This is a genomic window from Amycolatopsis sp. TRM77291 (assembly GCF_054166285.1).
Genome location: NZ_JBSZHF010000001.1, coordinates 6,600,791 through 6,621,873, shown reverse-complemented (window position 1 = coordinate 6,621,873; position 21,083 = coordinate 6,600,791). Strand labels below are relative to the sequence as shown.

19 protein-coding genes are annotated in these 21,083 nt (G+C 68.4%); 11 read left to right on the top strand and 8 right to left on the bottom strand.

Annotated features, from left to right (window positions below):
* Window positions 1–4: 4 nt before the first annotated feature.
* The 5 genes from nuoL to ACXIZN_RS30640 all read left to right on the top strand — a co-directional run bounded on the left by nuoL (window position 5) and on the right by ACXIZN_RS30640 (window position 6,717).
* Complete coding sequence (nuoL, locus tag ACXIZN_RS30660) at window positions 5–1,903, top strand: NADH-quinone oxidoreductase subunit L (protein ID WP_257489346.1); 1,899 nt, start codon at window positions 5–7, stop codon at window positions 1,901–1,903.
* Window positions 1,903–3,453, top strand: a complete 1,551-nt coding sequence (locus ACXIZN_RS30655; protein ID WP_457958524.1) for an NADH-quinone oxidoreductase subunit M — start codon at window positions 1,903–1,905, stop codon at window positions 3,451–3,453. The genes nuoL and ACXIZN_RS30655 overlap by 1 nt, the downstream gene beginning before the upstream one ends.
* Window positions 3,454–3,455: 2 nt before the next feature.
* The gene (gene nuoN, locus ACXIZN_RS30650) at window positions 3,456–5,021 is read left to right on the top strand and encodes an NADH-quinone oxidoreductase subunit NuoN (protein ID WP_457958522.1); all 1,566 of its coding nucleotides are present in this window, start codon (window positions 3,456–3,458) and stop codon (window positions 5,019–5,021) included.
* 97 nt (window positions 5,022–5,118) lie between these two features.
* Complete coding sequence (locus tag ACXIZN_RS30645; protein ID WP_457958520.1) at window positions 5,119–5,925, top strand: alpha/beta fold hydrolase; 807 nt, start codon at window positions 5,119–5,121, stop codon at window positions 5,923–5,925.
* 159 nt (window positions 5,926–6,084) lie between these two features.
* Window positions 6,085–6,717 carry a DUF5753 domain-containing protein gene (locus ACXIZN_RS30640; protein ID WP_457958518.1) on the top strand — a complete coding sequence of 211 codons (633 nt, stop codon included), beginning with the start codon at window positions 6,085–6,087 and terminating at the stop codon, window positions 6,715–6,717.
* On the opposite strand, the gene ACXIZN_RS30635 is transcribed toward ACXIZN_RS30640, so the two are convergent.
* Genes ACXIZN_RS30635 through ACXIZN_RS30620 form a run of 4 tightly spaced genes read right to left on the bottom strand, consistent with a single transcriptional unit; the run spans window position 6,670 to window position 9,748 of the window.
* Window positions 6,670–7,422, bottom strand: coding sequence for an ESX secretion-associated protein EspG (locus tag ACXIZN_RS30635; protein WP_457958516.1), 753 nt, complete (start codon window positions 7,420–7,422; stop codon window positions 6,670–6,672). The genes ACXIZN_RS30640 and ACXIZN_RS30635 overlap by 48 nt on opposite strands.
* Before the next feature lie 27 nt (window positions 7,423–7,449).
* Window positions 7,450–8,706, bottom strand: coding sequence for a PPE domain-containing protein (locus ACXIZN_RS30630; protein WP_457958514.1), 1,257 nt, complete (start codon window positions 8,704–8,706; stop codon window positions 7,450–7,452).
* Window positions 8,706–9,326 carry a DUF3558 domain-containing protein gene (locus ACXIZN_RS30625; protein ID WP_457958513.1) on the bottom strand — a complete coding sequence of 207 codons (621 nt, stop codon included), beginning with the start codon at window positions 9,324–9,326 and terminating at the stop codon, window positions 8,706–8,708. The genes ACXIZN_RS30630 and ACXIZN_RS30625 overlap by 1 nt, the downstream gene beginning before the upstream one ends.
* Complete coding sequence (locus ACXIZN_RS30620; RefSeq protein ID WP_457958511.1) at window positions 9,326–9,748, bottom strand: hypothetical protein; 423 nt, start codon at window positions 9,746–9,748, stop codon at window positions 9,326–9,328. Before ACXIZN_RS30620 ends, ACXIZN_RS30625 begins: the two co-directional genes overlap by 1 nt.
* A gap of 365 nt (window positions 9,749–10,113) precedes the next feature.
* On the opposite strand from ACXIZN_RS30620, the gene ACXIZN_RS30615 reads away from it, so the two are divergent.
* From ACXIZN_RS30615 to ACXIZN_RS30605, 3 genes are all read left to right on the top strand, one after another.
* A complete protein-coding gene (locus ACXIZN_RS30615) occupies window positions 10,114–11,193 on the top strand; it encodes a hypothetical protein (RefSeq protein ID WP_457958510.1) in 1,080 nt (359 codons plus the stop codon).
* Between the two features lie 142 nt (window positions 11,194–11,335).
* A complete protein-coding gene (locus ACXIZN_RS30610; RefSeq protein WP_126733260.1) occupies window positions 11,336–12,523 on the top strand; it encodes an AAA family ATPase in 1,188 nt (395 codons plus the stop codon).
* The gene (locus ACXIZN_RS30605; RefSeq protein ID WP_457958508.1) at window positions 12,520–13,260 is read left to right on the top strand and encodes an HNH endonuclease; all 741 of its coding nucleotides are present in this window, start codon (window positions 12,520–12,522) and stop codon (window positions 13,258–13,260) included. The genes ACXIZN_RS30610 and ACXIZN_RS30605 overlap by 4 nt, the downstream gene beginning before the upstream one ends.
* On the opposite strand, the gene ACXIZN_RS30600 is transcribed toward ACXIZN_RS30605, so the two are convergent.
* Both ACXIZN_RS30600 and ACXIZN_RS30595 read right to left on the bottom strand, forming a co-directional pair.
* Window positions 13,236–13,871 carry an SRPBCC domain-containing protein gene (locus ACXIZN_RS30600; RefSeq protein ID WP_457958507.1) on the bottom strand — a complete coding sequence of 212 codons (636 nt, stop codon included), beginning with the start codon at window positions 13,869–13,871 and terminating at the stop codon, window positions 13,236–13,238. The two genes, ACXIZN_RS30605 and ACXIZN_RS30600, sit on opposite strands and share 25 nt — an antisense overlap.
* Before the next feature lie 112 nt (window positions 13,872–13,983).
* A complete protein-coding gene (locus ACXIZN_RS30595; RefSeq protein WP_457958505.1) occupies window positions 13,984–14,643 on the bottom strand; it encodes a hypothetical protein in 660 nt (219 codons plus the stop codon).
* A gap of 179 nt (window positions 14,644–14,822) precedes the next feature.
* On the opposite strand from ACXIZN_RS30595, the gene ACXIZN_RS30590 reads away from it, so the two are divergent.
* From ACXIZN_RS30590 to ACXIZN_RS30580, 3 genes are all read left to right on the top strand, one after another.
* Window positions 14,823–15,128, top strand: a complete 306-nt coding sequence (locus ACXIZN_RS30590; protein WP_034310717.1) for a DUF6204 family protein — start codon at window positions 14,823–14,825, stop codon at window positions 15,126–15,128.
* A gap of 305 nt (window positions 15,129–15,433) precedes the next feature.
* On the top strand, window positions 15,434–16,459 hold the full coding sequence (locus tag ACXIZN_RS30585; protein ID WP_457960638.1) for a polyprenyl synthetase family protein: 1,026 nt from the start codon (window positions 15,434–15,436) through the stop codon (window positions 16,457–16,459).
* Between the two features lie 15 nt (window positions 16,460–16,474).
* Window positions 16,475–17,797, top strand: a complete 1,323-nt coding sequence (locus ACXIZN_RS30580) for a sunset domain-containing protein (protein ID WP_457958503.1) — start codon at window positions 16,475–16,477, stop codon at window positions 17,795–17,797.
* Window positions 17,798–17,867: 70 nt separating this feature from the next.
* Here ACXIZN_RS30580 and ACXIZN_RS30575 read toward each other — a convergent pair whose 3' ends face one another.
* Window positions 17,868–18,935, bottom strand: a complete 1,068-nt coding sequence (locus ACXIZN_RS30575; protein ID WP_034310725.1) for a 2-oxoacid:ferredoxin oxidoreductase subunit beta — start codon at window positions 18,933–18,935, stop codon at window positions 17,868–17,870.
* Window positions 18,932–20,839 carry a 2-oxoacid:acceptor oxidoreductase subunit alpha gene (locus tag ACXIZN_RS30570; RefSeq protein WP_457958501.1) on the bottom strand — a complete coding sequence of 636 codons (1,908 nt, stop codon included), beginning with the start codon at window positions 20,837–20,839 and terminating at the stop codon, window positions 18,932–18,934. The genes ACXIZN_RS30575 and ACXIZN_RS30570 overlap by 4 nt, the downstream gene beginning before the upstream one ends.
* Between the last annotated feature and the right edge of the window lie 244 nt (window positions 20,840–21,083).

The following is a 21,083-nucleotide window of genomic DNA, read 5'->3' as shown; positions in this document are numbered from 1 at the left end:
CGAGTTGACCGCATCATCGTGGCTGCTGGTGGCTTTTCCGGCCCTCGGCGCCCTTATTCTCCTGCTGGCGGGCAAGCGGGCCAGGGGCTGGGGACACCTCCTCGGCAGTGCGACCGTCTCACTGTCCTTCGTCTACGGCCTGATCCTCTTCTTCACTGCCGACACGAAGGCCACCGCGGACGTCAAGCTGTTCTCGTGGATCCCGGTTTCGGCGCTGCAGGTCGACTTCGGGCTCCGGATCGACGCGCTGTCGCTGACGTTCGTGCTGCTGATCACCGGCGTCGGCATGCTGATCCACTTCTACTCGATCGGCTACATGGCCGAGGACCGCGACCGGTCGAGGTTCTTCGCGTACCTCAACCTGTTCGTCGCCTCGATGCTGATCCTGGTGCTGGGCAACAGCTTCGTGACGCTGTACCTCGGCTGGGAGGGCGTGGGTCTCGCGTCGTACCTGCTCATCGGCTGGTACCAGGACCGCCCGTCCGCGGCCACCGCGGCGAAGAAGGCGTTCCTGATGAACCGCGTCGGCGACGTCGGGCTCGCGCTGGCGATCTTCCTGATGTTCAAGTACGTCGGGAGCACCGGCTACGCCGAGGTCTTCGGCGCCGTCGGCCAGATCCCGACCGGCGCGGTCACCGCCATCGCGATCCTGCTCCTGCTGGGTGCCTGCGGTAAGTCCGGCCAGTTCCCGCTCCAGGCGTGGCTTCCGGACGCGATGGAGGGTCCGACCCCGGTCTCGGCCCTCATCCACGCGGCGACGATGGTCACCGCCGGCGTCTACCTGGTCGCCCGCGCGCACGAGATCTTCAACGCCACCGCGGACGGCCGCCTGATCGTCACCCTCGTCGGTACGGTCACGCTGCTGATCGGGTGCATCATCGGCTGCGCCTACGACGACATCAAGAAGGTCCTGGCGTACTCCACGGTCAGCCAGATCGGTTACATGATGCTGGCCGTCGGCCTCGGCCCGATCGCCTACGCGCTCGGCATCATGCACCTGGTGGCGCACGGTTTCTTCAAGGCCGGGCTGTTCCTCGGGGCCGGTTCGGTCATGCACGCCATGAACGACGAGGTCGACATGCGGAAGTTCGGCGGGCTGCGCAAGCACCTGCCGGTCACCTTCTGGACCTTCGCGCTCGGCTACCTGGCGCTGATCGGCATCCCGCCGCTCTCGGGCTTCTTCACCAAGGACGCGATCATCGAGGCGGCGCTGAGCCAGGGTGGCTGGCGCGGCTGGGTGATGGGCGGCGCGGCACTCCTCGGCGCCGGGCTCACCGCGTTCTACATGACGCGCCTGATGGTGATGACCTTCTTCGGCAAGGAACGCTGGAAGGAGATCAAGTCCAGCGACGGCCGCGACTTCCACCCGCACGAGTCTCCGGCGATCATGAAGTGGCCGATGATCATCCTGGCGATCGGCTCGATCGGCGCCGGCGCGTTCTTCGCCCTCGGCGACCGGTTCGCCGAATGGCTTTCGCCGGTGGTCGGCCCGCTCGAAGAGGGCGGCCACAGCGTCATCCCGCACGCGCTGGTCCCGATCCTCACCGTGGCGCTGTCCGTGCTCGGCGCGGCGGCGGCGTGGCTCTTCGTCGGCCGTAAGGACGTTCCGGTGGAACGCCCAGAGCGGGTCTCCGCCGTGGTCAAGGCCGCGCGCAACGACCTGTACGGCAACACCCTGAACGAGACGCTGGTCGCCCGCCCGGGCACCTGGCTCGCCCGCGCGCTGGTCTACGTGGACAACCGCGGGGTCGACGGCGCGGTCAACGGCCTCGCCGCCGGGCTCGGTGGCGGATCCGGGCGCCTGCGCCGCCTGCAGACCGGCTTCGTCCGCTCGTACGCACTGTCCATGCTGGGCGGCACATTCCTGCTTCTGGCGGCACTCCTGCTGGTGAGGTTCTCCTGATGACCTGGGTACTCGCATCCATCCTGCTGCCGCTCGCCGGCGCCGCGGTCGTCGCGGGGATGAAGAAGAACGACAGGCTGGCGACGCTCACCGCGCTCGTGGTGTCGCTCCTGACGTTCCTGCTGGTGATCCCGATGTGGGCGAGCTATTCGCCTTCGGGGGACCGGATCCAGCAGAAGTCCTCGATGGACTGGATCCCGAACTTCGGCATCCACATCTCGTTCGGCATCGACGGCATCGCGCTGGTGATGATCGCGGTCATCGGCCTGCTGGTGCCGATCGTGGTCGGCGCGCTGGGCCTGACCGACAAGCTCCCGGCCGGGCGCTCGGCGGGCGGGTTCCTGTCGCTGATCCTGGTGCAGGAGGCGCTGACCATCGCGGTGTTCGCCGCGACCGACGTCTTCCTGTTCTACGTGCTGTTCGAGATCATGCTGATCCCGATGTACTTCCTGATCGGCGGCTACGGCGGCGCGAACCGGCAGTACGCGGCGGTCAAGTTCTTCCTGTACTCCTTCCTCGGCGGCCTGATCATGCTGGCCTCGGCGATCGGGGCGTACTCGCTGGCGTCGGACGAACTGGGCAAGGGCACCTTCGACTGGGAAACGCTCGTCACGGTCGTCCGCGACGCTCCGCTGGGCACGCAGATCTGGCTGTTCATCGGGTTCTTCCTCGCGTTCGCGATCAAGGCCCCTTTGGTGCCGTTCCACACCTGGCTGCCGGACGCCGCGGGCCAGGCGCCCATCGGCGTCGCGGTCCTACTGGTCGGCGTGCTGGACAAGGTCGGCACGTTCGGGTTCCTGCGTTACTGCCTCCCGATGTTCCCCGACGCCAGCAAGGAACTCGCGCCGTGGGTGCTGGTGCTCGCCGTCGCGGGTGTCCTTTATGGATCGATCCTCGCGGCCGGGCAGCGTGACATGAAGCGCTTCATCGCCTACGTGTCGATCGCCCACTTCGGCTTCATCGCGCTGGGCATCTTCACCTTCAACGAGCAGGCGATGGTCGGCTCGGTGTCGTACATGCTGAACCACAGCCTCGCCACCGGCATGCTGATCGTGGTCGTCGGCCTGATCGTGATGCGCGGCGGGTCCACGCGGATCTCCGACTACGGCGGTATGGCGAAGGTGACCCCGCTGCTCGGCGGGATGCTGCTCATCGCCGGTCTGTCCACTTTGTCCCTGCCCGGCACGAACTCCTTCATCAGTGAGTTCCTGGTGCTGCTGGGGTCCTTTGTGGACTACCCGGTGTACACGATCATCGCGACGGTCGGCATGGTGCTGGCCGCGGCGTACGTGCTCTGGCTCTACCAGCGCGTCATGCAGGGACCCGTCCGCGGTGACGCCCTGATGGCCGCGGGTGGTGGCCCCGGTACGGCCATCGCCCCCGAACTCGGGGCGACCAAAGCCATCAAGGACCTCGGCGGCAAGGAGATCGCGATCCTGGCGCCGATGGTCGTGCTGATCATCGCGCTCGGGTTCTATCCCAAGCCGGTGCTCGACACGATCACCCCGTCGGTGCAGGCGACGATGTCGTCCGTACAGGGAGGCAAGTAACAGTGCTCTTCTTGACTCAGACGCCGGCGGTGCAGCTGCCGTCGATCGACTACTTCGCCGTCACGCCGATCCTGATCATCCTCGGGGCCGCGTGTGTCAGCGTGCTGTTCGAAGCCTTCCTGCCCAAGCACATGCGGTGGCCTTCGCAGGTCTTCCTGTCCCTGGTCGGGATCGGGGCGGCGGGCGTCTTCCTGGTCTGGTACGCCAGTTCGTCCGCGCCGAAGAACGGCATCACGACCTTCAGCGGCGCCATCGCCGTCGACCGGCCGTCGCTGTTCCTCTGGGGCACGCTGCTGGCGCTGGCGCTGGGCGCGCTGCTGCTGATCGCGGACCGCTCGGTCGAGCCGGGTGGCGCGTTCGTCGCGCAGGCCGGTATCCGGCCGGGCACGGTCCAGGACCGCGCGCAGGTCGGCACCACCGGGATGCAGACCGAGGTCTTCCCGCTGACGCTGTTCGCGCTCGGCGGCATGATGGCCTTCGTCGCGGCCAACGACCTGCTCACCATGTTCATCGCGCTCGAAGTGCTGAGTCTGCCGCTGTACCTGATGTGCGGTCTCGCCCGCCGTCGCCGCCTGCTCTCGCAGGAATCCGCGGTCAAGTACTTCCTGCTCGGCGCGTTCTCGTCGGCGTTCTTCCTCTACGGTCTCGCGCTGCTCTACGGCTACGCGAACTCCGTGAAGCTGTCGGACATCGCCAACGCCGCCGCCGGTTCGGACCGGTCGGACACGCTGCTGTTCGCCGGGCTCGGGCTGCTCGCGGTGGGCCTGCTGTTCAAGGGTTCGGTCGGTCCGTTCCACACCTGGACCCCGGACGTCTACCAGGGCGCGCCGACCCCGGTCACCGCGTTCATGGGTGCCTGCACCAAGGTCGCCGCGTTCGGCGGGATCCTGCGGGTGTTCCAGGTGGCGTTCGAGTCGACCAGCTGGGAATGGCGCGGCGTGCTCTGGGGCGTCGCGATCATCTCGATGCTGATCGGCGCGGTGCTGGGTCTCACACAGACCGACGTGAAGCGCATGATCGCCTACTCGTCCATCGCGCACGCAGGGTTCCTGCTGGTCGGCGCCATCGCGATGACCGAGGACGGCCTGTCGAGCACGCTGTTCTACCTGCTGGCCTACGGCTTCACCACGCTCGCCGCGTTCGGTGTCGTTTCGCTGGTGCGTGACGCGAACGGCGAGGCGACGCACCTGTCCGCCTGGGCAGGGCTGGCGAAGCGGTCTCCAGTGCTGGCCGGGGTGTTCACCTTCCTGCTGCTCGCGCTGGCCGGTATCCCGCTGACCAGTGGCTTCGTCGGCAAGTTCGTGGTGTTCTCGGCGGCACTGTCCGACGGGATGGCACCGCTGGTCGTCGTCGCCCTGATCTTCAGCGCCGTCGCCGCGTTCTTCTACCTGCGGGTGATCGTGCTGATGTACTTCTCCGAGCCGGCTCCCGACGGCCCGACCGTCACCGTGCCCGGCGCGTTCACCACCACGGCGATCACGCTCGGCGTCATCGTCACGCTGGTGCTCGGGCTGCTCCCGGCGTTCGCCCTCGACTGGGCGGGCTCCGGCGGTTTCGCCCTCAAGTAGTCCCGGTTCGCGAAAGGCCCCCTCGCTGACGTGAGGGGGCTTTTTCGTGTCAGTGCGACGTCAGAGCGATGTCAGGCCGCACCTCGATAGTTACCTCATGACCAAGAACAGCACTGCCACGATCACCGCCCCCTGGACCGGAATGGTGCCGGTCGACGACACCGCGCTCGCCGTCACCGACACCGGTGGCCCCGGCATCCCCGTCGTCTACATGAACGGCCAGTTCGCGACCCAGGGCTACTGGCGGCGGGTCCTCGCCGACCTGGGCTCGGAGTTCCGCCACATCACCTACGACGAGCGTGCCCGCGGCAAGTCGCGGCGTTCGGCCGACTACTCCTTCGAAGCCGCCGTCCGCGACGTCGACGCCGTCCTCGCCGCCAGGGGAGTGGAGCGCGCGCTGGTGGTGGGCTGGTCCTACGGCGCGGTCGTCGCGGCGCACTGGGCCGCCCGGAATCCGGAGCGCACCATCGGCGCGGTCCTGGTCGACGGCGCCTTCCCGTACGACTGGCTCGACGACGCCATGGAGCAGCGGATCCGGAAGATGTTCAAGCGCCTCAACCTGATCATGCCGCTGCTGCGCCCGACCGGCCTTGCCCCGCGGATGACCGCGGCCCAGCAAGCGGAAAGCAACATCGAACTCGGCAAGCTCTCGCGGGAGGCCGAGCTGGGCCCGGTGCTCGACGGCATCACCGTGCCGACGCGATACGTGCTCGCCTCGGGAACCTCCTTCGGCAGCAAGGCGGACGAGCAGGAGCAGATCCGGACCGGGCTCGACGCGGTGACCGTGCGCAACCCGAACATCAAGGTGAGCGCGAAGGTCGAGAGCAACCACGGAGCCTTGCTGCGCAAGGACTTCCCGGCCATTTCCGAAGCCGTTCGCGAGGTCGCCCGGCTCGGCGAATGACTTGCTCCGCCGCACCGGGCAGGGTACTCCGGATGCCGAAGCCCAAACCCCAGGCGAGAGCCCTCGCCGACGGACTGCGTGCCGCGCGGAAGGCCGTCAGATTGGCCGCGACCGAGGTGGCCGACAAACTGGCGTGGTCCCAGCCGGATCGAAACCGGCATGCGCGCGGCGTCCGCGGAAGAGGTGTCGGCGCTGCTCGCGGTGTATCAGGTCACCGGGGAGCGGCGAGAGGCGCTGCTCTCGCTGTCTCGCGACAGCGGGCCGTGGTGGTTCGCCGACGCTTCCCTCCAAATGAACACGCTCGCACAGTACGAAAAGGAGGCCACCAAGATCGTTGTCATCGGGGCGACGCTCCTGCCCGGTCCGCTTCGGACGCCTGCCTACGCGAGGGCTGCGAACTCTTCCACCGCAGCGCTGGGCGAGAAGAGATTCGTCGCCTATATCGACGAAGCGGCGCTGCACCGTCAGGCCGGTGGGCCACTGGTGATGGCGAATCACCTTCGGCATCTCGTCTCGATGGCCGAGCGGCCCACCGTCGAACTCCGGGTCATCCCGTTCGCCGGCGGAGCACATGCGGGCGATGCCTACGTTTTGCTGGAGTTCGGCGACGCATCGCCGGTGGTGCACCTGGAACATCGGCGATGCGGGCTGTTTCTGCACCGGCCCTGCGATGTCGAGCCCTACCTCCGGTCCACTGTGGACGCCGTCGCGCTGGATCCGGCGCGGTCGGTGCGCCTGATCGAGTCAGTGATCGAGGCTCGCCCGCAACGCGGCGACCTTCTGAGCAAGTAACGTGGGTTCGCCGGGCAGGACGGTGATGTACCGGTTCCGGGGAGAACCGCTCACGTGCATGGCCACCCGTCCGGAGTCGAGGTCCAGATAGGACAGACCGTCCGTGGCCTCGGTGCGTTTCCCCCCATCGGGACGCATGGCCGCGGCGAAGAAACCGACACCGAAATAGGGCTGCTCGAAAACCTCGTCCAGCTGCCGCGCTTCGCGGCTCCGGGCCTCAGGCTCATCGTAGAGACCGTCTCCGCCGCTGCCGTTGAAGTCGTCCTGGGGCAAGGAGAACGGGGCGAACCGCGCGGGCGGGTACTCGGGCAGGTTCATCACGAGCGCCGCCGCGCGATCGGCGGTCCGCACGCCTTTCAGCCACACACGGTTCCCCTCGCAGATCGCGGTCACCGCGGCACGGCCGCGTACGGCGACGAGCACGTTGTACAGCTCCGTCTCCGTCCGCAACGTCGCGTAGTACTCGGTGTTCGGCCGGTCGAGTATGTGCAGGACGTCCTCGAAGTCGCTGGTCAGCCGCTTGCCCTCGGTGAACCCGAGCTCGCCGAGCTCCTCGAACGCCGCCCTGTCCTCGCCGTTTCGCGACGACGGCGGGATGTAGCGCAGCCCGCCCGCGAAGATCAGATGCGGATCGCCGCAGCCGGCGTGACGGAACGCGGTCAACAAGGTGTCGAGCGTGATCTCGACCGGGCGCGCGAGCACCACGTGCCTCCCTCCCCTGGGACTGTGGTGCTACTTCTTCTTCTCGCCGATCACCGGCGGCATCGGCTTTTCGATGTAGCCGCCGAAGGTCTCGTCGGGGTCCGGGTTCTGGAGGTACGCCGGAGCCTTTTTCTCCTTGTCCTCCTCGCCCTTCCCGCGGGCCGCTCCGGGCGCCATCGGCATCCCGTTCGCCCCGCCACGACCGGCGGCGCCTGTCGTCCCCGCCGCACCACGGCCGGCCACGCCCTCACCGGGCATCCCCGCGCCGCTTCGGCCACCCATACCGGGCTGCTGTCCGGGCCCGCCTACTCCACCTGTCCCGCCTGGTCCGCGGAAACCACCGCCGCCCGGCCCACCTGGTGACCTGACACCCGACCCCGGGACCCCGGGGCCGCTCGTTCCCGGGCCGTACCCGGGTGGGAAGGCGCCGGGCGTGTTGTACGTGGGATTCGGCTTGCCGTTCGGCCCGAAGTCGAGGTTCGCCGCCGGCGGCACGACCGGAGTGGTCTGAGGCGGTGTGTACGAATTCGCGCGGGTTCCGTCGTCCGGCTGCTGGAAGCCGGGGTGGTGCTGACCTGGCTGGGGCCCTTGCCCAGGCTGGGGCGCGGTGACACCCGTGCCCGGGCCGTTGGGGCCACTCGGCCCGCCGGTCCCGCTGGGCCCGCTCGGACCTCGGTAGGGCTCGCCGACACGGTCTTCGCGTCCGTCGGAGCCGTCGCCGAAACCCCTCACGGGCGGCTGCCCGCCGCCTTCGGCCAAGGCGACGCTGCCACCGGGGTCGGTGAGCTGCGCGTACTGGGCGGGCAGCTCGTCACCGTTGGCGGTGCTGGCGGAGTGGTAACTCGCGAAGGTGTCGATGTTGTGCTGGCTGTCGGCCTGGTACCCCTGGACCTTGCTCCAGTAGCTGACCAGGCCGCCGCTCATGGCGGACTTGACGTCCTCGGCAGTCGGCGCGGGCTGCTCGGGCGGAACCGGCTTGACCGAGTTCTTGGCCGTGCCGAACGCGTCCATCTGGGCGCTGATCGCCGACTGGGCGACGGCCAGATGCATCGCGTCGTCGTACGCGGCCTCCACGACAGGCTTTGTCGCGTCGGCTGCTGCGTCGCTGGCGCCACCTTGCCAGCCTGCCATGGTCTTCTGGGTGAGCGCGGAGAGCTTCTGCGCACGCTCGTGGTGCCGCTGGGTCAGGTTGAAGGCGGCACGCTGAGCCTCGGAGAGCGAACCGGTGCCTTCACCTTTGGTGATCTGTTCGTAGATCTGGGCAGCGGTGATCGGGCCTGCCGGCATCAGTTGCCCCCTCGGATGGTGGCCAACACCCTGACAGCGCCTTCACGGGCGGCTTCACAGGGGTCTTTCCTGCCGACGTTCGCGGCGGACTGCACCAAGTTGATGCTGACAGTTTGGGTGTCACTCGTCCCCAGGGCGACCGAACACTCGCCCTCGGCGCGCTTGTCTTTGTCGCCGTAAGCGGTGACTGGGTAGCCGTCAACCGGTTCGAGCGGCTCGAGTAGTTGGTAGGTCGTCCCTTTGGCCGCGTAAAACTTGGCGGTACCGCTGTCTCCGAAATTGCTGAAGATCACGTGAATTCGCGGTTCTGTGGTGGAGGGAATGGACCACCTGCATGCCGGTCCCGCCGAGCCGTCCGGACGAGGCAGGGTTTCGGTGTTGGGCCCGAGAAGTTCTGTGATCTGGGTTTTGGTGAGGGCGGTACAGGGGTCTTGCTTGAACCGGGCCAGATCAATCGGGTGCTCGACCTTGGGGACACCGGGCGGCAGGCCAGCTGAGTTCGAGGCGCTCGAGCCTGGTCCGCTATTGGTGGGTGTGGGGCTGCCGTTGACAGTCGGTGTGGAGCAGGCGGAGAGAGCAGCGAGAGCGGCTGCGCTGAAGAACAGGGTGGCGCGTCGCATCAGGCGATGCCCTCCGGTTGCTGGTTGATGGCAATTTTGGCTTGTTCGTCGGCAGTTGCGTACTTGCCGAGAGCGGCTACGTACTTGGCAGCCATGTTCTTGCAGTATGCGACACGCTGGTCGAGGGCTTCGAGGAGCGCACTGCCCGACTGGCGGGTTATGTCGGCATTGTCCCCGCTCGCGAACTCACGTCCCGGGGGATTGGCCACAGCGATGTTGCGTGCGTCCTCGATGTCGTCTTGGTATTCCTGGGCCAGGTCAGACCACTCTTTCACCAGCTCGTGGAGGGTCGCCTCGTCGTACTTGAACCCCGCGCCCTGCGCGACAGGCGTCCCGTAGGAACCCCCGCTGGGCCGGAACCGGTCGACCTCGCTCCAGCGCAACCCCGGCTCATAGGTCGGCGAACCCTCAGGCACGGCCATGCACCCCCATAGCGCCGAACCGTTCCCCGCTGAATAGCCGAAGCCGCCCCGAAGTCACCGTCGTCATCTGCCCCTCCCGTGGCTACAAGGCGCGTCTCCCCGATGCACCCTGCGTAATCCGACGCCGGGAAGATTACCAGGGTTCCCGGGGCGGTGAACCCGGCTGCATAAAGTCCCGCTCCCTGCTGAATAGCCTCGGCGAACATGGTGACTATCCGTGAAAATCAATCGTGTGAACCTGCCCTGGAAAACCGGGTTCCACCTGGTGGGCGACCCGGTGAATTCGCACACTCTGCGTAATGAAGTTTCGAAGAGTGATTCTTGGCGCAGTGCTCCTCGGGCTGCTCGCAGCTTGTACGGATTCCGTGGATACGGCCCCGTCGCCACCGCAGTTTCCGAAATGGCAGCCGAAGCAACCGCGGCCTGCGGACCGTGACGAACAGGCCGTCGACCGTGCTCTCGCCACGACCGACTTCTGTGCCCTGATCGATCGTGTCACCTACGCGCTGCATCAGCCGCTCGACGCCGCGTTGGCGACCACTCGTTCGGAAGTCAAGGCCGGCCGTAAACGCTGTGCGCTCGTCCGCGGTGACACCGAAGTGCTTTACGTCCAGGACGTGGACCCGGGCCACGCGGCGCTCCGGAACGACGGAGCCGTCATCGACCTCGCCGGGGTGAAGGCCTACCAGGTCGAATCCCGCCGCGAAGGCTCGGTCGACGGCTGCGCGATCACCGTCCCGGTCAGCTTCCAGCGCGCGGTCAAGTTCGAGTTGGGGCTCCAGAGCCGGAGCAAGGACTGCGGGCTCCTCCGCGACTTCGCCACCGCCGGGGCCGCGAAGCTGCCCCGCGACCTCGTCTACCCGCCGGACGCCCAGGACAGCGCCCGGGTCGGCGCCTGCGCGAACTGGGTCTCCACCAGCAAGGGCGAGACCTGCGATCCGGCGGTCGAGGCGCAGGTCCCCGCGGGTGCCGACGCGATCCTGGCCGCCGGCGCCGTCGATCCGAACGTCGAATGCGCGGTGTTCCGGAAAGCGGTCGAGAAGACCTTCGGGCCGGAGTTCGAGCCGATCGCCACGCCGGGCGCCTGCTACTTCGTCGAACCACGCCATCGGGTGCAGATCGAGGCGGGGGCCACCGCGAACGGCGGCGCCCCCGGTGAGTGGCACGCCGACCCGAACGGCACCTTCAAAGACCATCGCCGGCACTCGTTCAGCGGGAACCCGGGAGTCACCCTTCGCAACAAGGATGAGAGCGATTTCCTCATGTACGTCTCGCCGTTCGGGAATCTCGGCTCGCGCGGGCATGTCCGGCTGCTGATCTCGTCGCAGCGGGAGCGGGGGATCGACGAATGGCCGCGGTCCAGGGCGCTCCCGGCGGTGGAGGTCGCCAAGGCGCACGCCGTGATGGAGCTCGTGATGGCGACCCACTTTCGGGGGCCGAGGTGACGCCCGCGCGAACCCGCGACCGCGATCGACGTCGACAGGGCGCCCTGCCACCGCGATAGCGGGCCTTCGGCCGGGTGGGTTCACGCATATGGTCCCTTTCCGGACACATCTCAGCTCCGCCAACAGGCATTAAGCTTTCTCCATGTACATCGAGCGGGTCCGGCTGGAGAACATCCGCGGCTTCAGCGGCGCCCGTGCCGTCGACCTCCGGCTGCCCGGCCCCGGCTGGGTGGTCCTGGCCGGGCGCAACGGTTCCGGCAAGACCTCGCTGCTGCGCGCCATCGCGGTCGCGGCGGCGCCGGACGTCGCCTGGGGGCTGCTGTCGGACGCCGGCAGCTGGATCTCCAACGATCAGACGTCCGGGTCGATCGAGCTGTCGGTGATGCGCGAAGAGGGCCCGGCGCCGGTCGAGGTCCGCTGGCTCGACTCCGGCCTGCTGCCGATCTCCGGGCTTCCGCCGGGCCAGCCGTTCTGCGCCGCGTACGGGCCGTTCCGGCGGCTCGCGGGCGGCAGCGGCGAGGCCGAGTCGTGGATGCGCGGCGCGGGATCGCTGGCGCGGATGGCCAGCCTGTTCCACGAAGACGCTTCGCTCGCCGAGGGCGTCACCTGGCTGATCAATCAGCATCTCCGTGCCCTGGAAGGAAAAGCGGGCGCCCGTGAGCTGAAGGACGCGGCGCTGGAGATCCTCGGTGACGGCCTCCTGCCCGGCGGCTACCGGATCCGGGACGTCGATTCGGACGGGCTCTGGGTCGAGTACCGCGGCGACCGTTTCCCCTTGCGCGAGATGAGCGACGGCTATCGCACGGTGACCGCGCTCGTGGTCGACCTGCTCAAACAACTCGACAGCGCTGGCCTTGACCACGAGAGCCCGGGTGTCGTGATCATCGACGAGGTGGACGCGCATCTCCACGTGTCGTGGCAGAAACGCATGGGATCGTGGTTCAAGGCGCATTTCCCGCGGATCCAGTTCATCGTCACCACGCACAGCCCCTACGTCTGCCAGGCCGCCGACCCGGGCGGACTCATCCGCCTTTCGGGGCCCGACGAGGACGTCCCGCCGCGCGTGGTCTCCGAGGAGCTGTACGAGCGGGTCGTGTTCGGTTCCGGCGACGACGCCGTGCTCTCCGACCTTTTCGGCCTGGACACGCCGTATTCGCCGCAGGCGGTCGAATTGCGGGAGCATCTGGCCGAGCTCGAGTTCCAGGTGGCTTCCGGCCGCGCGGACGCGAACGGCGTCCGGGAATGGGAACGCCTGCGGGGCATGCTGAGCAGTTCGCCGCCGAGCCGGGTCGACGAGGTGGCCAGGCGGTTCGAGGCCGACGATCGGTGATCGCGATCCGCCGGGTCGCGCTGCCGGAGCGGGTGGTGGCCGATCTCGAAGAGCTGACCGCGCGCATCCCTCCCGGTGACACGAAGGAAGCCCGGCGACTCTGGCGGGTTTCCCGTGCTGTGCGGCGTTCTCTGCGGGCGGGCCTGGACGTGATGGCCGCCGGCCGCGGTTACTGCATGTACTGCGGTGACGGGCTCGGGTCCACTGTGGACCATTTCGAGCCGATCGCGCGGAATCCGGGGCGCGCGTTCGACTGGCTCAACCATGTCCTCGCCTGCGAGTACTGCAACAGCCACCACAAACGCGATCTCTTCCCGGTGGACGAAGACGGCACCAGCCTGCTCATCGACCCGACCGCCGAAGACCCGCTGGAGCACCTGTTCCTGGTGCTGTCGATCGGGACCTACCGCGCGCTGACCGCGAAGGGCGAGCAGACCATCAAGGTGTGCGGGCTGAACCGGGCGCAACTGGCGCGGGGGCGGGAAACGGCCGTCAACCAGGTGAGCGCGCTCGTCATGGGCTGGTGGGCCGCGCGCGAACTGGGCGACGACGGGAAGCGGCGCGCGATGGTCTGGACCCTGCTCGACCAGCCGCACGCCGACGTCCTCCACGCGATGCTCCGGCAGGCGGGGATGCCGGGAGCCCGCGCCGTGTTCCGGGCGGACGACGAGCTCATCGCCCTGCTTCGCGCCCCGGAACTCGCCGAGGACCTTCAGCTCTCCGGCGGCGCCGTGTAGGCGGCCAAGGTGGCGTCGGCGCGGGTGCGGGCGATGGCCGCGTCCGTCCCGTTGGCGACGTCGGCCTCGTACCAGGCCTCGTTGCTCAGCGTCATGAACCGCACGCCCTCTTCGCTGGTCATCCAGGACATGGCGGCCTCGGGGTCGGTGGCCTCGCCGGATTCGAGGTGCAGCGCGAGCCCGTTCAGCATCATGTCCCAGCCGATGCCCACGGCGCCGGGCCCGAACTGGTTCCAGTGCTCATTGGGTACAGCGGTGTGGTCGAGTTCGAACCGTGTCCGCCCGTCGGCTTCGGGGCTCAGCCGGAGTTCGATCCAGCTGACGTCACCGCCGTACTCCCAGGTCGCCGCGAAACCTTTCGGCGGATCACAGCGCTCGACCGTTCCGCCGGCGTTGCCTTCGAGCTGGTACTTGCCGCCGACGCGCAGATCGCCGCTGATCGGCAGGAACCAGCGCGGGATGCGCTCGGGGTTCGTGCAGGCGTCCCAGAGATCGTCGAGGCCGGTGTCGTAGACCTGGCTGACGGTGGCCGTCACCGCCTCGCCCGCTTCGACCACGCGCTTGCCCAGCCTGCGCTGGACGGAGTTGATCTGGCTGGTCACGTCGACCATCGGTGCCCTCCTCGGCTCGGTTGCCGACAAGATATCAGCACGGGCTTATATAAGCCAGAATGGAAAAGGGGCGCCCGGTGAGTCCCGGACGCCCCTTTCCCGGCGGGATGGCTTACGGAGTGGGGGAGCAGGCCGTGCGGCCGAGGACCACTTCGCCGGTGATGTTCGAGCCGGGGGCGAACTTGATCCGCAGCATGGTCAGCGCGATGCTGCCGTTGCCAGGCAAGGTCTGTTCGTTGAAGATCGCTTCGGCGAGCAGCGTGCCGTTGGACTTGGTGATCGGCTTGACGTAGCCGACCGGCACGGGCGACGGCAGGGTGCCGAGCCCGGTCGCGCCGCCGTAGGTCCAGCTCGCGTTCGTGCTCGTCTGGGTCGCCGTGCAGCTGACCGAGTAGGACCTGATCTTGATCCGCGGCCCGCCCGACGAGACCAGGGCCGACAGCTCGAAATTCTGTCCCTTGGCCTCCGACTTCGTCGTGGTGACGTCGTTCTCGGGGTCGACGACGGTGGTCGTGCACGTCGACGTGCCGCCACCGAACGTGATCCCGGTCCTGGTCACGACCCCGGACGAGTTGCTCGTCGGTCCCTCGACCGCGCATTCGGCGATCGAGGCGATCGAGATCGGCGCCGAGGTCCCCTTGGTGAAGGCGGCGGAGCCGAGTGAGGCGACGCCCGCGGGGTTCGACGCGGCCGCCGGGGTCACCCCGGCGCCGAGACCTGCCAGCAGCAGGGCGCCGACAAGGCCTGCCCGGCTTGCGATGGTGATGCGCATTCCACGTCCTCCTCACGTGACGGAGAGCGAGCCGGTTGGCCGTTCTTCCTTTGTCATCACTATCTGCGTGTCGGATTCGCCCGTTGCGCGCGTGACGGTCGTTTCACTCGACCGTGGATCATGGACACCCGTTGGATATTCGGATTCGTATCCGGATACAGATCTGTATATTCGAGCGCATGCCGACCTACCGCGTCCTCGTCAACGGCAAGTTCGACCACCCCGACGCCGAGACCCGTGCCCGGCTGCTCGCCGAGCTCGACCGGCACCAGTCGATGGGGTTCACCGAGGACGGCCTGCTCACCTACAGCGCGCACCTCGGCGCGTTCACCTTCCGCATCACGCTGCGGGGCGAAGAGGAGCGCGAGGTGCTCGACGAGGCCGAGCTGAAGGTCATGGAACTGCTGGACGCCAAGGGCTATCCGTACCGCGACGTCGCGGGCAAGGCGACCTGCATGGACGACATCAAGATCCGCCGCCGCTGACTCAGGCCGCCTGCCACGGTCGGCATCACCGCCATGAACACGGCGAAGAGGACGACGGTGATCCACACCGTCGAACGCTGCTCGCGGTGGTCTTCGGCGGGAGGTCTCCACGCCGGTCTGTCGCCGGAATCGTCCGGACTCCCCATGTCGTTCCCCCGGTTCGCGCCGAAGTGGGCAGGATACTCGGCGGGGGTGTCATATTCGTCACCGTTTCCCCTGGACAGCACGTCAACAGGCCTCAGCTGCTAGCCACTACGCTGGGAGCAACCCCGAACGGTGTCAAAGAGAGCGGAGCCGACGTGTCTGTGTCTTCACCTGCCCCAGGTGGTGCCATCGAGGACCTGCGCGCGTCCGTGGGACTCCAGATCGCCGACGAGCAGCTCCTGCGCACCCTCGCGACCGGTCTCGCCGACGTCGAGACCCTGCTCCGCGAGGTCGTCCGCAGTGACGTCAAGGCCGTCGAGGACGCCGCTTCGCACCTGGTCGAGGCGGGCGGCAAACGTTTCCGCCCGCTGTTCACGCTGCTGGCCTCGCAGTTCGGGCCGAAGCAGGGCGACCAGGTGGTCACCGCCGCGGCGGCGGTCGAGCTGGTGCACCTCGCGACGCTGTACCACGACGACGTGATGGACGAGGCGACGATGCGCCGCGGCGCGGAGAGCGTCAACGCCCGCTGGGACAACACCATCGCCATCCTCACCGGCGACTTCCTGTTCGCGCACGCCTCGCGGCTGGTCGCCGACCTCGGCACCGACGCGGCCCGGATCATCGCCGAGACCTTCGGCGAGCTGGTCACCGGCCAGATGCGCGAGACGGTCGGCCCGGCCGACGGCGACGACGCGGTCGAGCACTACCTCACGGTCATCGCGCAGAAGACCGGTTCGCTGATCGCCACCTCCGGCCGGTTCGGCGGGATGATGTCCGGCGCGCCCGACGAGTACATCGACGCGCTTCGCCGCTTCGGCGACATCATCGGGACGGCGTTTCAGATCTCCGACGACGTGATCGACATCGCGTCCGCCTCGGACGAGCTCGGCAAGGCACAGGGAACGGACCTGCGCGAAGGCGTCCGCACCCTTCCGATGCTGTACGCGCTGGCCGACCCGGCCACCGACCCGCGCCTGGTGGAGCTGCTGTCGGGCCCGATCTCCGACGACGCGCTCGTCGCCGAGGCCCTGGACCTGCTGCGTGCCTCGTCCGGACTCGAACGCGCACGCGAAACTCTTTCCGACTACGCTCGTCGGGCGCGTGCCGAGCTCGCGGCGCTGCCCGCGTCGCCCGCCCGGGACGCCTGCGAATCGGTCGCCGACTACCTGGTCGCGCGAACGCATTGACAAAGGGCAGGTTAGATGTCCATTTTCGGACAGGTTTGGCTGTGGAGTCTGCTGGCGTTCGTCGTCGGCGCGCTGCTCACCTGGCTGGTGCTGGTGCTCCCGGCGCGCAAGCGCATCCGTGAGCTGGAAAGCTCCCTGGCCACCGCGCACGCCGAGACGTCGAGACTGCCGGCCGGGGTGAGCCTCGGCGCGGGTGCGGCGGCCGTCGCCGGCGGGACCGCGTACCTCGCGAAGCCGTCGCACGACGAGCTGGACGAGGAGTTCGCGGCCGTCGAGGAGCCGCCGAAGCCCGCGTACCCCGAGACGCTCACCGAGCAGGAGCCCGCGCAGCAGTGGACCGAGCCTGCCGAGGAGCCCGTCAAGGAGGAAGAGCCTGCCGAGGAGCCGGAGCACTCCGCGACGCAGGTTTTCGAGCCCGAAGAAGAGTACGAGGCCGAATACCGCACCGCGCCCCAGCCGGACCCGGAGCCCGAGCCGGACCAGGAGCACCCGGCCGAGCGGACGCAGTTCATCCAGGCGGCCTTGCCGGAGCCGGAACCCGAGCCCGAGCCGGAGCCGGAGCCGGAGCCCGCGAACCCGTACGTCGCCGCGGCGACCGATTACCTCCAGCCCGCCTCGAAGCTGGATGTCGAGCCCGAGCCGGAACCCGAGCCGCAGCCGGCGGCGCCGGCCGAGGGGCCGTACCGGTCCCGCCTGGAGATGCAGCTGGACCCCGAAGGCGCCGAGACGCAGCCGGAGCCGGTTTCGCTGTTCAGCCCCGCGTCGCGCGTGGAGACCGAGCAGGCTCCTGTCGAGACCAACTGGTTCGAGCGGGAAGAGGCGCTGCACGACGACCCGCCCGCGTACGCCTTCGGTTCCGACGAAGAAGCGAAGGCCGGTCTGCTCGACTCGGAGCCCGAGACGCCCGCCGAAGCCACCCAGGTGCTGCCCAAGCGCACGCCGCGAGGCGCGGTGCGCGGTGGTTTCGAGCCGCCGCAGCCGATCCAGCCGTCGATGCGGGCGATCGAGCGGCGTGAGCCGGAGCTGTCCGGTGGGCAGAGCGGCTCGCTGTTCGAGCCCGCCGTCCAGCCTGGCGACGCGATGCCCGCCCCCGAGCCTCCGCCCGCGCGGCAGGTCGCTCCGGTGGCGGAATCCGTCCCGCCCGGTCCGTTCGGGCCCGGTTCGGCGATGCCGCGTCCGGGCGGCGGCCGTCCCGCCGACGACTTCGCGGTCAAGGCCAGCGTGACGGCGCTGCGGTACTGCACGGAGGACTCGCCGCAGTTCCCGAAGATGGTCGCCGAGGTCTGGTTCCGGACCGCCGCCGACGCGGAGCGCGTGGGCTTCCGTCCCCTGACCTGATGATGCGCGTGAAGGCCCCCTTCCCTCGGCTCAGCCGAGGAAAGGGGGCCTTTACGCGCTTGAGGACCGGCTAGCTGACGACGGTCCAGGTGTCCTTGCCGCGCAGAAGGCCCTGCAGATCGGGCTTGCGGGCGGCCTGTGCCTCCGCGACCTGGGCCCGCGCCTGGTCGTCGTAGGTGGGCCGCTCGACCTGCCGCAGGATGCCGGTCGGCACGTGGTTCAGGTTCTGGTCGCCGATCCGCGAAAGCGCGAACGCGTACGACGTGTCCTCGATCGCCGGGTCGTGCACGACGAGGTTCTCCTCGCCGATGTTCGCGACCTTCCCGACCTCCAGTCCGGCCCAGCCGCTCCGCGTGACGCCGTATTCGCCCTGCGGCCCGAACTTGATCGGCTCGCCCGCCTTCAGCGGGATGAGCCGGGTCGCGGCCTCGTCCTTGTCCTTGAGGACGTCGAAGGCGCCGTCGTTGAAGATCGGGCAGTTCTGGTAGATCTCCACCAGCGCCGACCCGCGGTGCTTCGCGGCGGCCTCCAGCACCTCGGTCAGGCCCTTGCGGTCCGAGTCGAGCGCGCGGCCCACGAACGACGCCTCGGCGCCGATCGCCAGCGAAAGCGGGTTGAACGGGGTGTCGACCGAGCCCATCGGGGTGGACTTCGTGACCATGCCCGGCCCGGACGTCGGCGAGTACTGGCCCTTGGTGAGGCCGTAGATCCGGTTGTTGAACAGCAGGATCTTGATGTTCACGTTGCGCCGCAACGCGTGGATCAGGTGGTTGCCGCCGATGGACAGCGCGTCGCCGTCACCGGTGACGACCCACACCGACAGATCCGGCCGCGCGGTCGCGAGCCCGGTGGCGATCGACGGCGCCCGGCCGTGGATCGAGTGCATGCCGTAGGTGTTCAGGTAGTACGGGAACCGGGACGAGCACCCGATACCCGAGATGAACACGATGTTCTCGCGCTTGAGGCCGAGCGTCGGCAGGAACGACTGCACGGCGTTGAGCACGACGTAGTCACCGCAGCCGGGACACCAGCGGACCTCCTGGTCCGACTTGTAGTCCTTGGCCTTCTGCGGTTCGGTCTCGGTCGGCACAAGGTCCAGGCCGCCGAGGGTGGGGATCCCCAGATCGATCGCGGTCACTTCGTCCCCTCCGTACTGGTGATGATCTCCGTGAAGACGCCTTGCAGCTCCTCGGCTTTGAAGGGCAGCCCGGCGACCTTCGTGTACGACTTCACGTCGACGAGGTACTTGGCCCGCAGGAGCATCGAAAGCTGGCCGAGGTTCATTTCAGGGACGACGACGGTGTCGTACGAACGGAGTACGTCGCCGAGGTTGCCCGGGAACGGGTTGAGATGGCGCAGATGCGCCTGCGCGATGGGCATGCCGTCCTTGCGAACGCGGCGGCACGCGGCGCCGATGGGGCCGTAGGAGGAGCCCCAGCCGAGCGCCAGCACCCGTGCCTTGCCGCCGCTCGGATCGTCGACGACGAGGTCCGGGACGTCGATCCCGTCGATCTTGGCCTGGCGCAGGCGGACCATCTTGTCGTGGTTGTCGGGGTCATAGGAGATGTGGCCGGTCTTGTCGGCCTTCTCCAGCCCGCCGATGCGGTGCTGCAGGCCGGCGGTGCCCGGCAGCGCCCACTCGCGGGCGAGGGTCTCGGGGTCGCGTACATACGGCCAGAATTCCCCGGAACCGTCCTCGGCATTCGGCCCGGTGGCGAATTCCACGCGCAGATCCGGCAGGTCCCCGACGTCCGGGATCAGCCACGGCTCGGAGCCGTTCGCGATCGCGCCGTCCGAGAGCAGGAACACCGGGGTGCGGTACTTCAGCGCGATCCGGGTGGCCTCCAGCGCCGCGTCGAAACAGTCGGCGGGGGACAGCGGCGCGACGATCGGCACCGGCGATTCGCCGTTGCGGCCGAACATCGCCTGCAGCAGGTCGGCCTGCTCGGTCTTGGTCGGCAGGCCGGTCGACGGGCCGCCGCGCTGGACGTCGACGACCACCAGCGGCAGCTCGGTCATCACCGCGAGACCGATGGCCTCGGACTTCAGCGCGACACCGGGCCCGGACGTCGAGGTGACGCCCAGCGCACCGCCGTACGAGGCGCCGAGCGCGGCGCCGATACCGGCGATCTCGTCCTCGGCCTGGAAGGTGAGGATGCCGTAGTTCTTGTGCTTGGACAGCTCGTGGAGGATGTCCGACGCCGGGGTGATCGGGTACGTGCCCAGCAGGATCTGCAGGCCGGACTGCTGCCCGGCGGCGACCAGCCCGTACGCCAGCGCGGTGTTCCCGGTGATCTGGCGGTACGTGCCCTGGTTCAGCTTCGCGGGCGCGACCTCGTACGTCGTCGCGAACGACTCCGTCGTCTCGCCGTAGTTCCAGCCCGCGCGGAAGGCCAGGATGTTGGCCTCGGCGATGTCGGCCTTCTTCGCGAACTTCTCGCGCAGGAACCGCTCCGTGCCCTCGGTCGGCCGGTGGTACATCCACGACAGCAGCCCGAGCGCGAACATGTTCTTCGCGCGTTCGGCGTCCTTTTTGGATAGACCGGTCTCTTCGAGCGCGCCCCTGGTCAGCGTCGACATGGCCACCCGGTGGACCTGATAGGCCGAAAGGGTGTCGTCGTCGAGGGGGTCGTTCTCGTAGCCGACCTTGACCAGGTTCCGCTTCGTGAACTCGTCGGTGTTGAGGATGATCGTCCCGCCGGTCGGGACGTCGGCGACGTTCGCCTTCAGCGCGGCGGGGTTCATGGCGACCAGGACGTCCGGCCGGTCGCCCGGCGTGAGGATGTCGTAGTCGGCGAAGTGCACCTGGAAGCTCGAGACGCCGGGAATGGTGCCCTGCGGCGCGCGGATCTCCGCGGGGAAGTTCGGCATGGTCGACAGGTCGTTGCCGAAGGCGGCCGCTTCGGAGGTGAACCGGTCGCCCGTCAGCTGCATGCCGTCACCGGAGTCACCGGCGAACCGGATGACCACCCGGTCCAGCTTGGCGACCTCGGTGGGCCTGACGGCCGACAAGGAGCCGTTGCCGTTCGCACTCGTGCTCATAGGTCAGGGATTCCCTCTCTCCCGACGTGCGTCGTCCCCGGCCGTGCCGGGGATCGGCGTGCCTCGCCCGGCGATGTCGGCCAGGTCACAGGTGCCATGTCCCGAGGTTAGTCCTCGGCACACTTTCCAGGTTGCCGTAAAAACGGTCTGGACCTACTCCTCGAGTGTCCTGGGCTCGCCGCTGAGCGGGGATTATCCGGTTTATCTGTTACCGATGGTAACGGTCGGCGATGCGGCCCGATTG

Coding starts and splice junctions, on each gene's coding strand:
- ACXIZN_RS30655 (WP_457958524.1), top strand. CDS start 1,903: ATGACCTGGGTACTCGCATCCATCCTGCTGCCGCTCGCCGGCGCCGCG.
- ACXIZN_RS30645 (WP_457958520.1), top strand. CDS start 5,119: ATGACCAAGAACAGCACTGCCACGATCACCGCCCCCTGGACCGGAATG.
- ACXIZN_RS30640 (WP_457958518.1), top strand. CDS start 6,085: ATGCGCGCGGCGTCCGCGGAAGAGGTGTCGGCGCTGCTCGCGGTGTAT.
- ACXIZN_RS30630 (WP_457958514.1), bottom strand. CDS start 8,706: ATGCCGGCAGGCCCGATCACCGCTGCCCAGATCTACGAACAGATCACC.
- ACXIZN_RS30625 (WP_457958513.1), bottom strand. CDS start 9,326: ATGCGACGCGCCACCCTGTTCTTCAGCGCAGCCGCTCTCGCTGCTCTC.
- ACXIZN_RS30620 (WP_457958511.1), bottom strand. CDS start 9,748: ATGGCCGTGCCTGAGGGTTCGCCGACCTATGAGCCGGGGTTGCGCTGG.
- ACXIZN_RS30610 (WP_126733260.1), top strand. CDS start 11,336: ATGTACATCGAGCGGGTCCGGCTGGAGAACATCCGCGGCTTCAGCGGC.
- ACXIZN_RS30600 (WP_457958507.1), bottom strand. CDS start 13,871: ATGGTCGACGTGACCAGCCAGATCAACTCCGTCCAGCGCAGGCTGGGC.
- ACXIZN_RS30595 (WP_457958505.1), bottom strand. CDS start 14,643: ATGCGCATCACCATCGCAAGCCGGGCAGGCCTTGTCGGCGCCCTGCTG.
- ACXIZN_RS30590 (WP_034310717.1), top strand. CDS start 14,823: ATGCCGACCTACCGCGTCCTCGTCAACGGCAAGTTCGACCACCCCGAC.
- ACXIZN_RS30580 (WP_457958503.1), top strand. CDS start 16,475: ATGTCCATTTTCGGACAGGTTTGGCTGTGGAGTCTGCTGGCGTTCGTC.
- ACXIZN_RS30570 (WP_457958501.1), bottom strand. CDS start 20,839: ATGAGCACGAGTGCGAACGGCAACGGCTCCTTGTCGGCCGTCAGGCCC.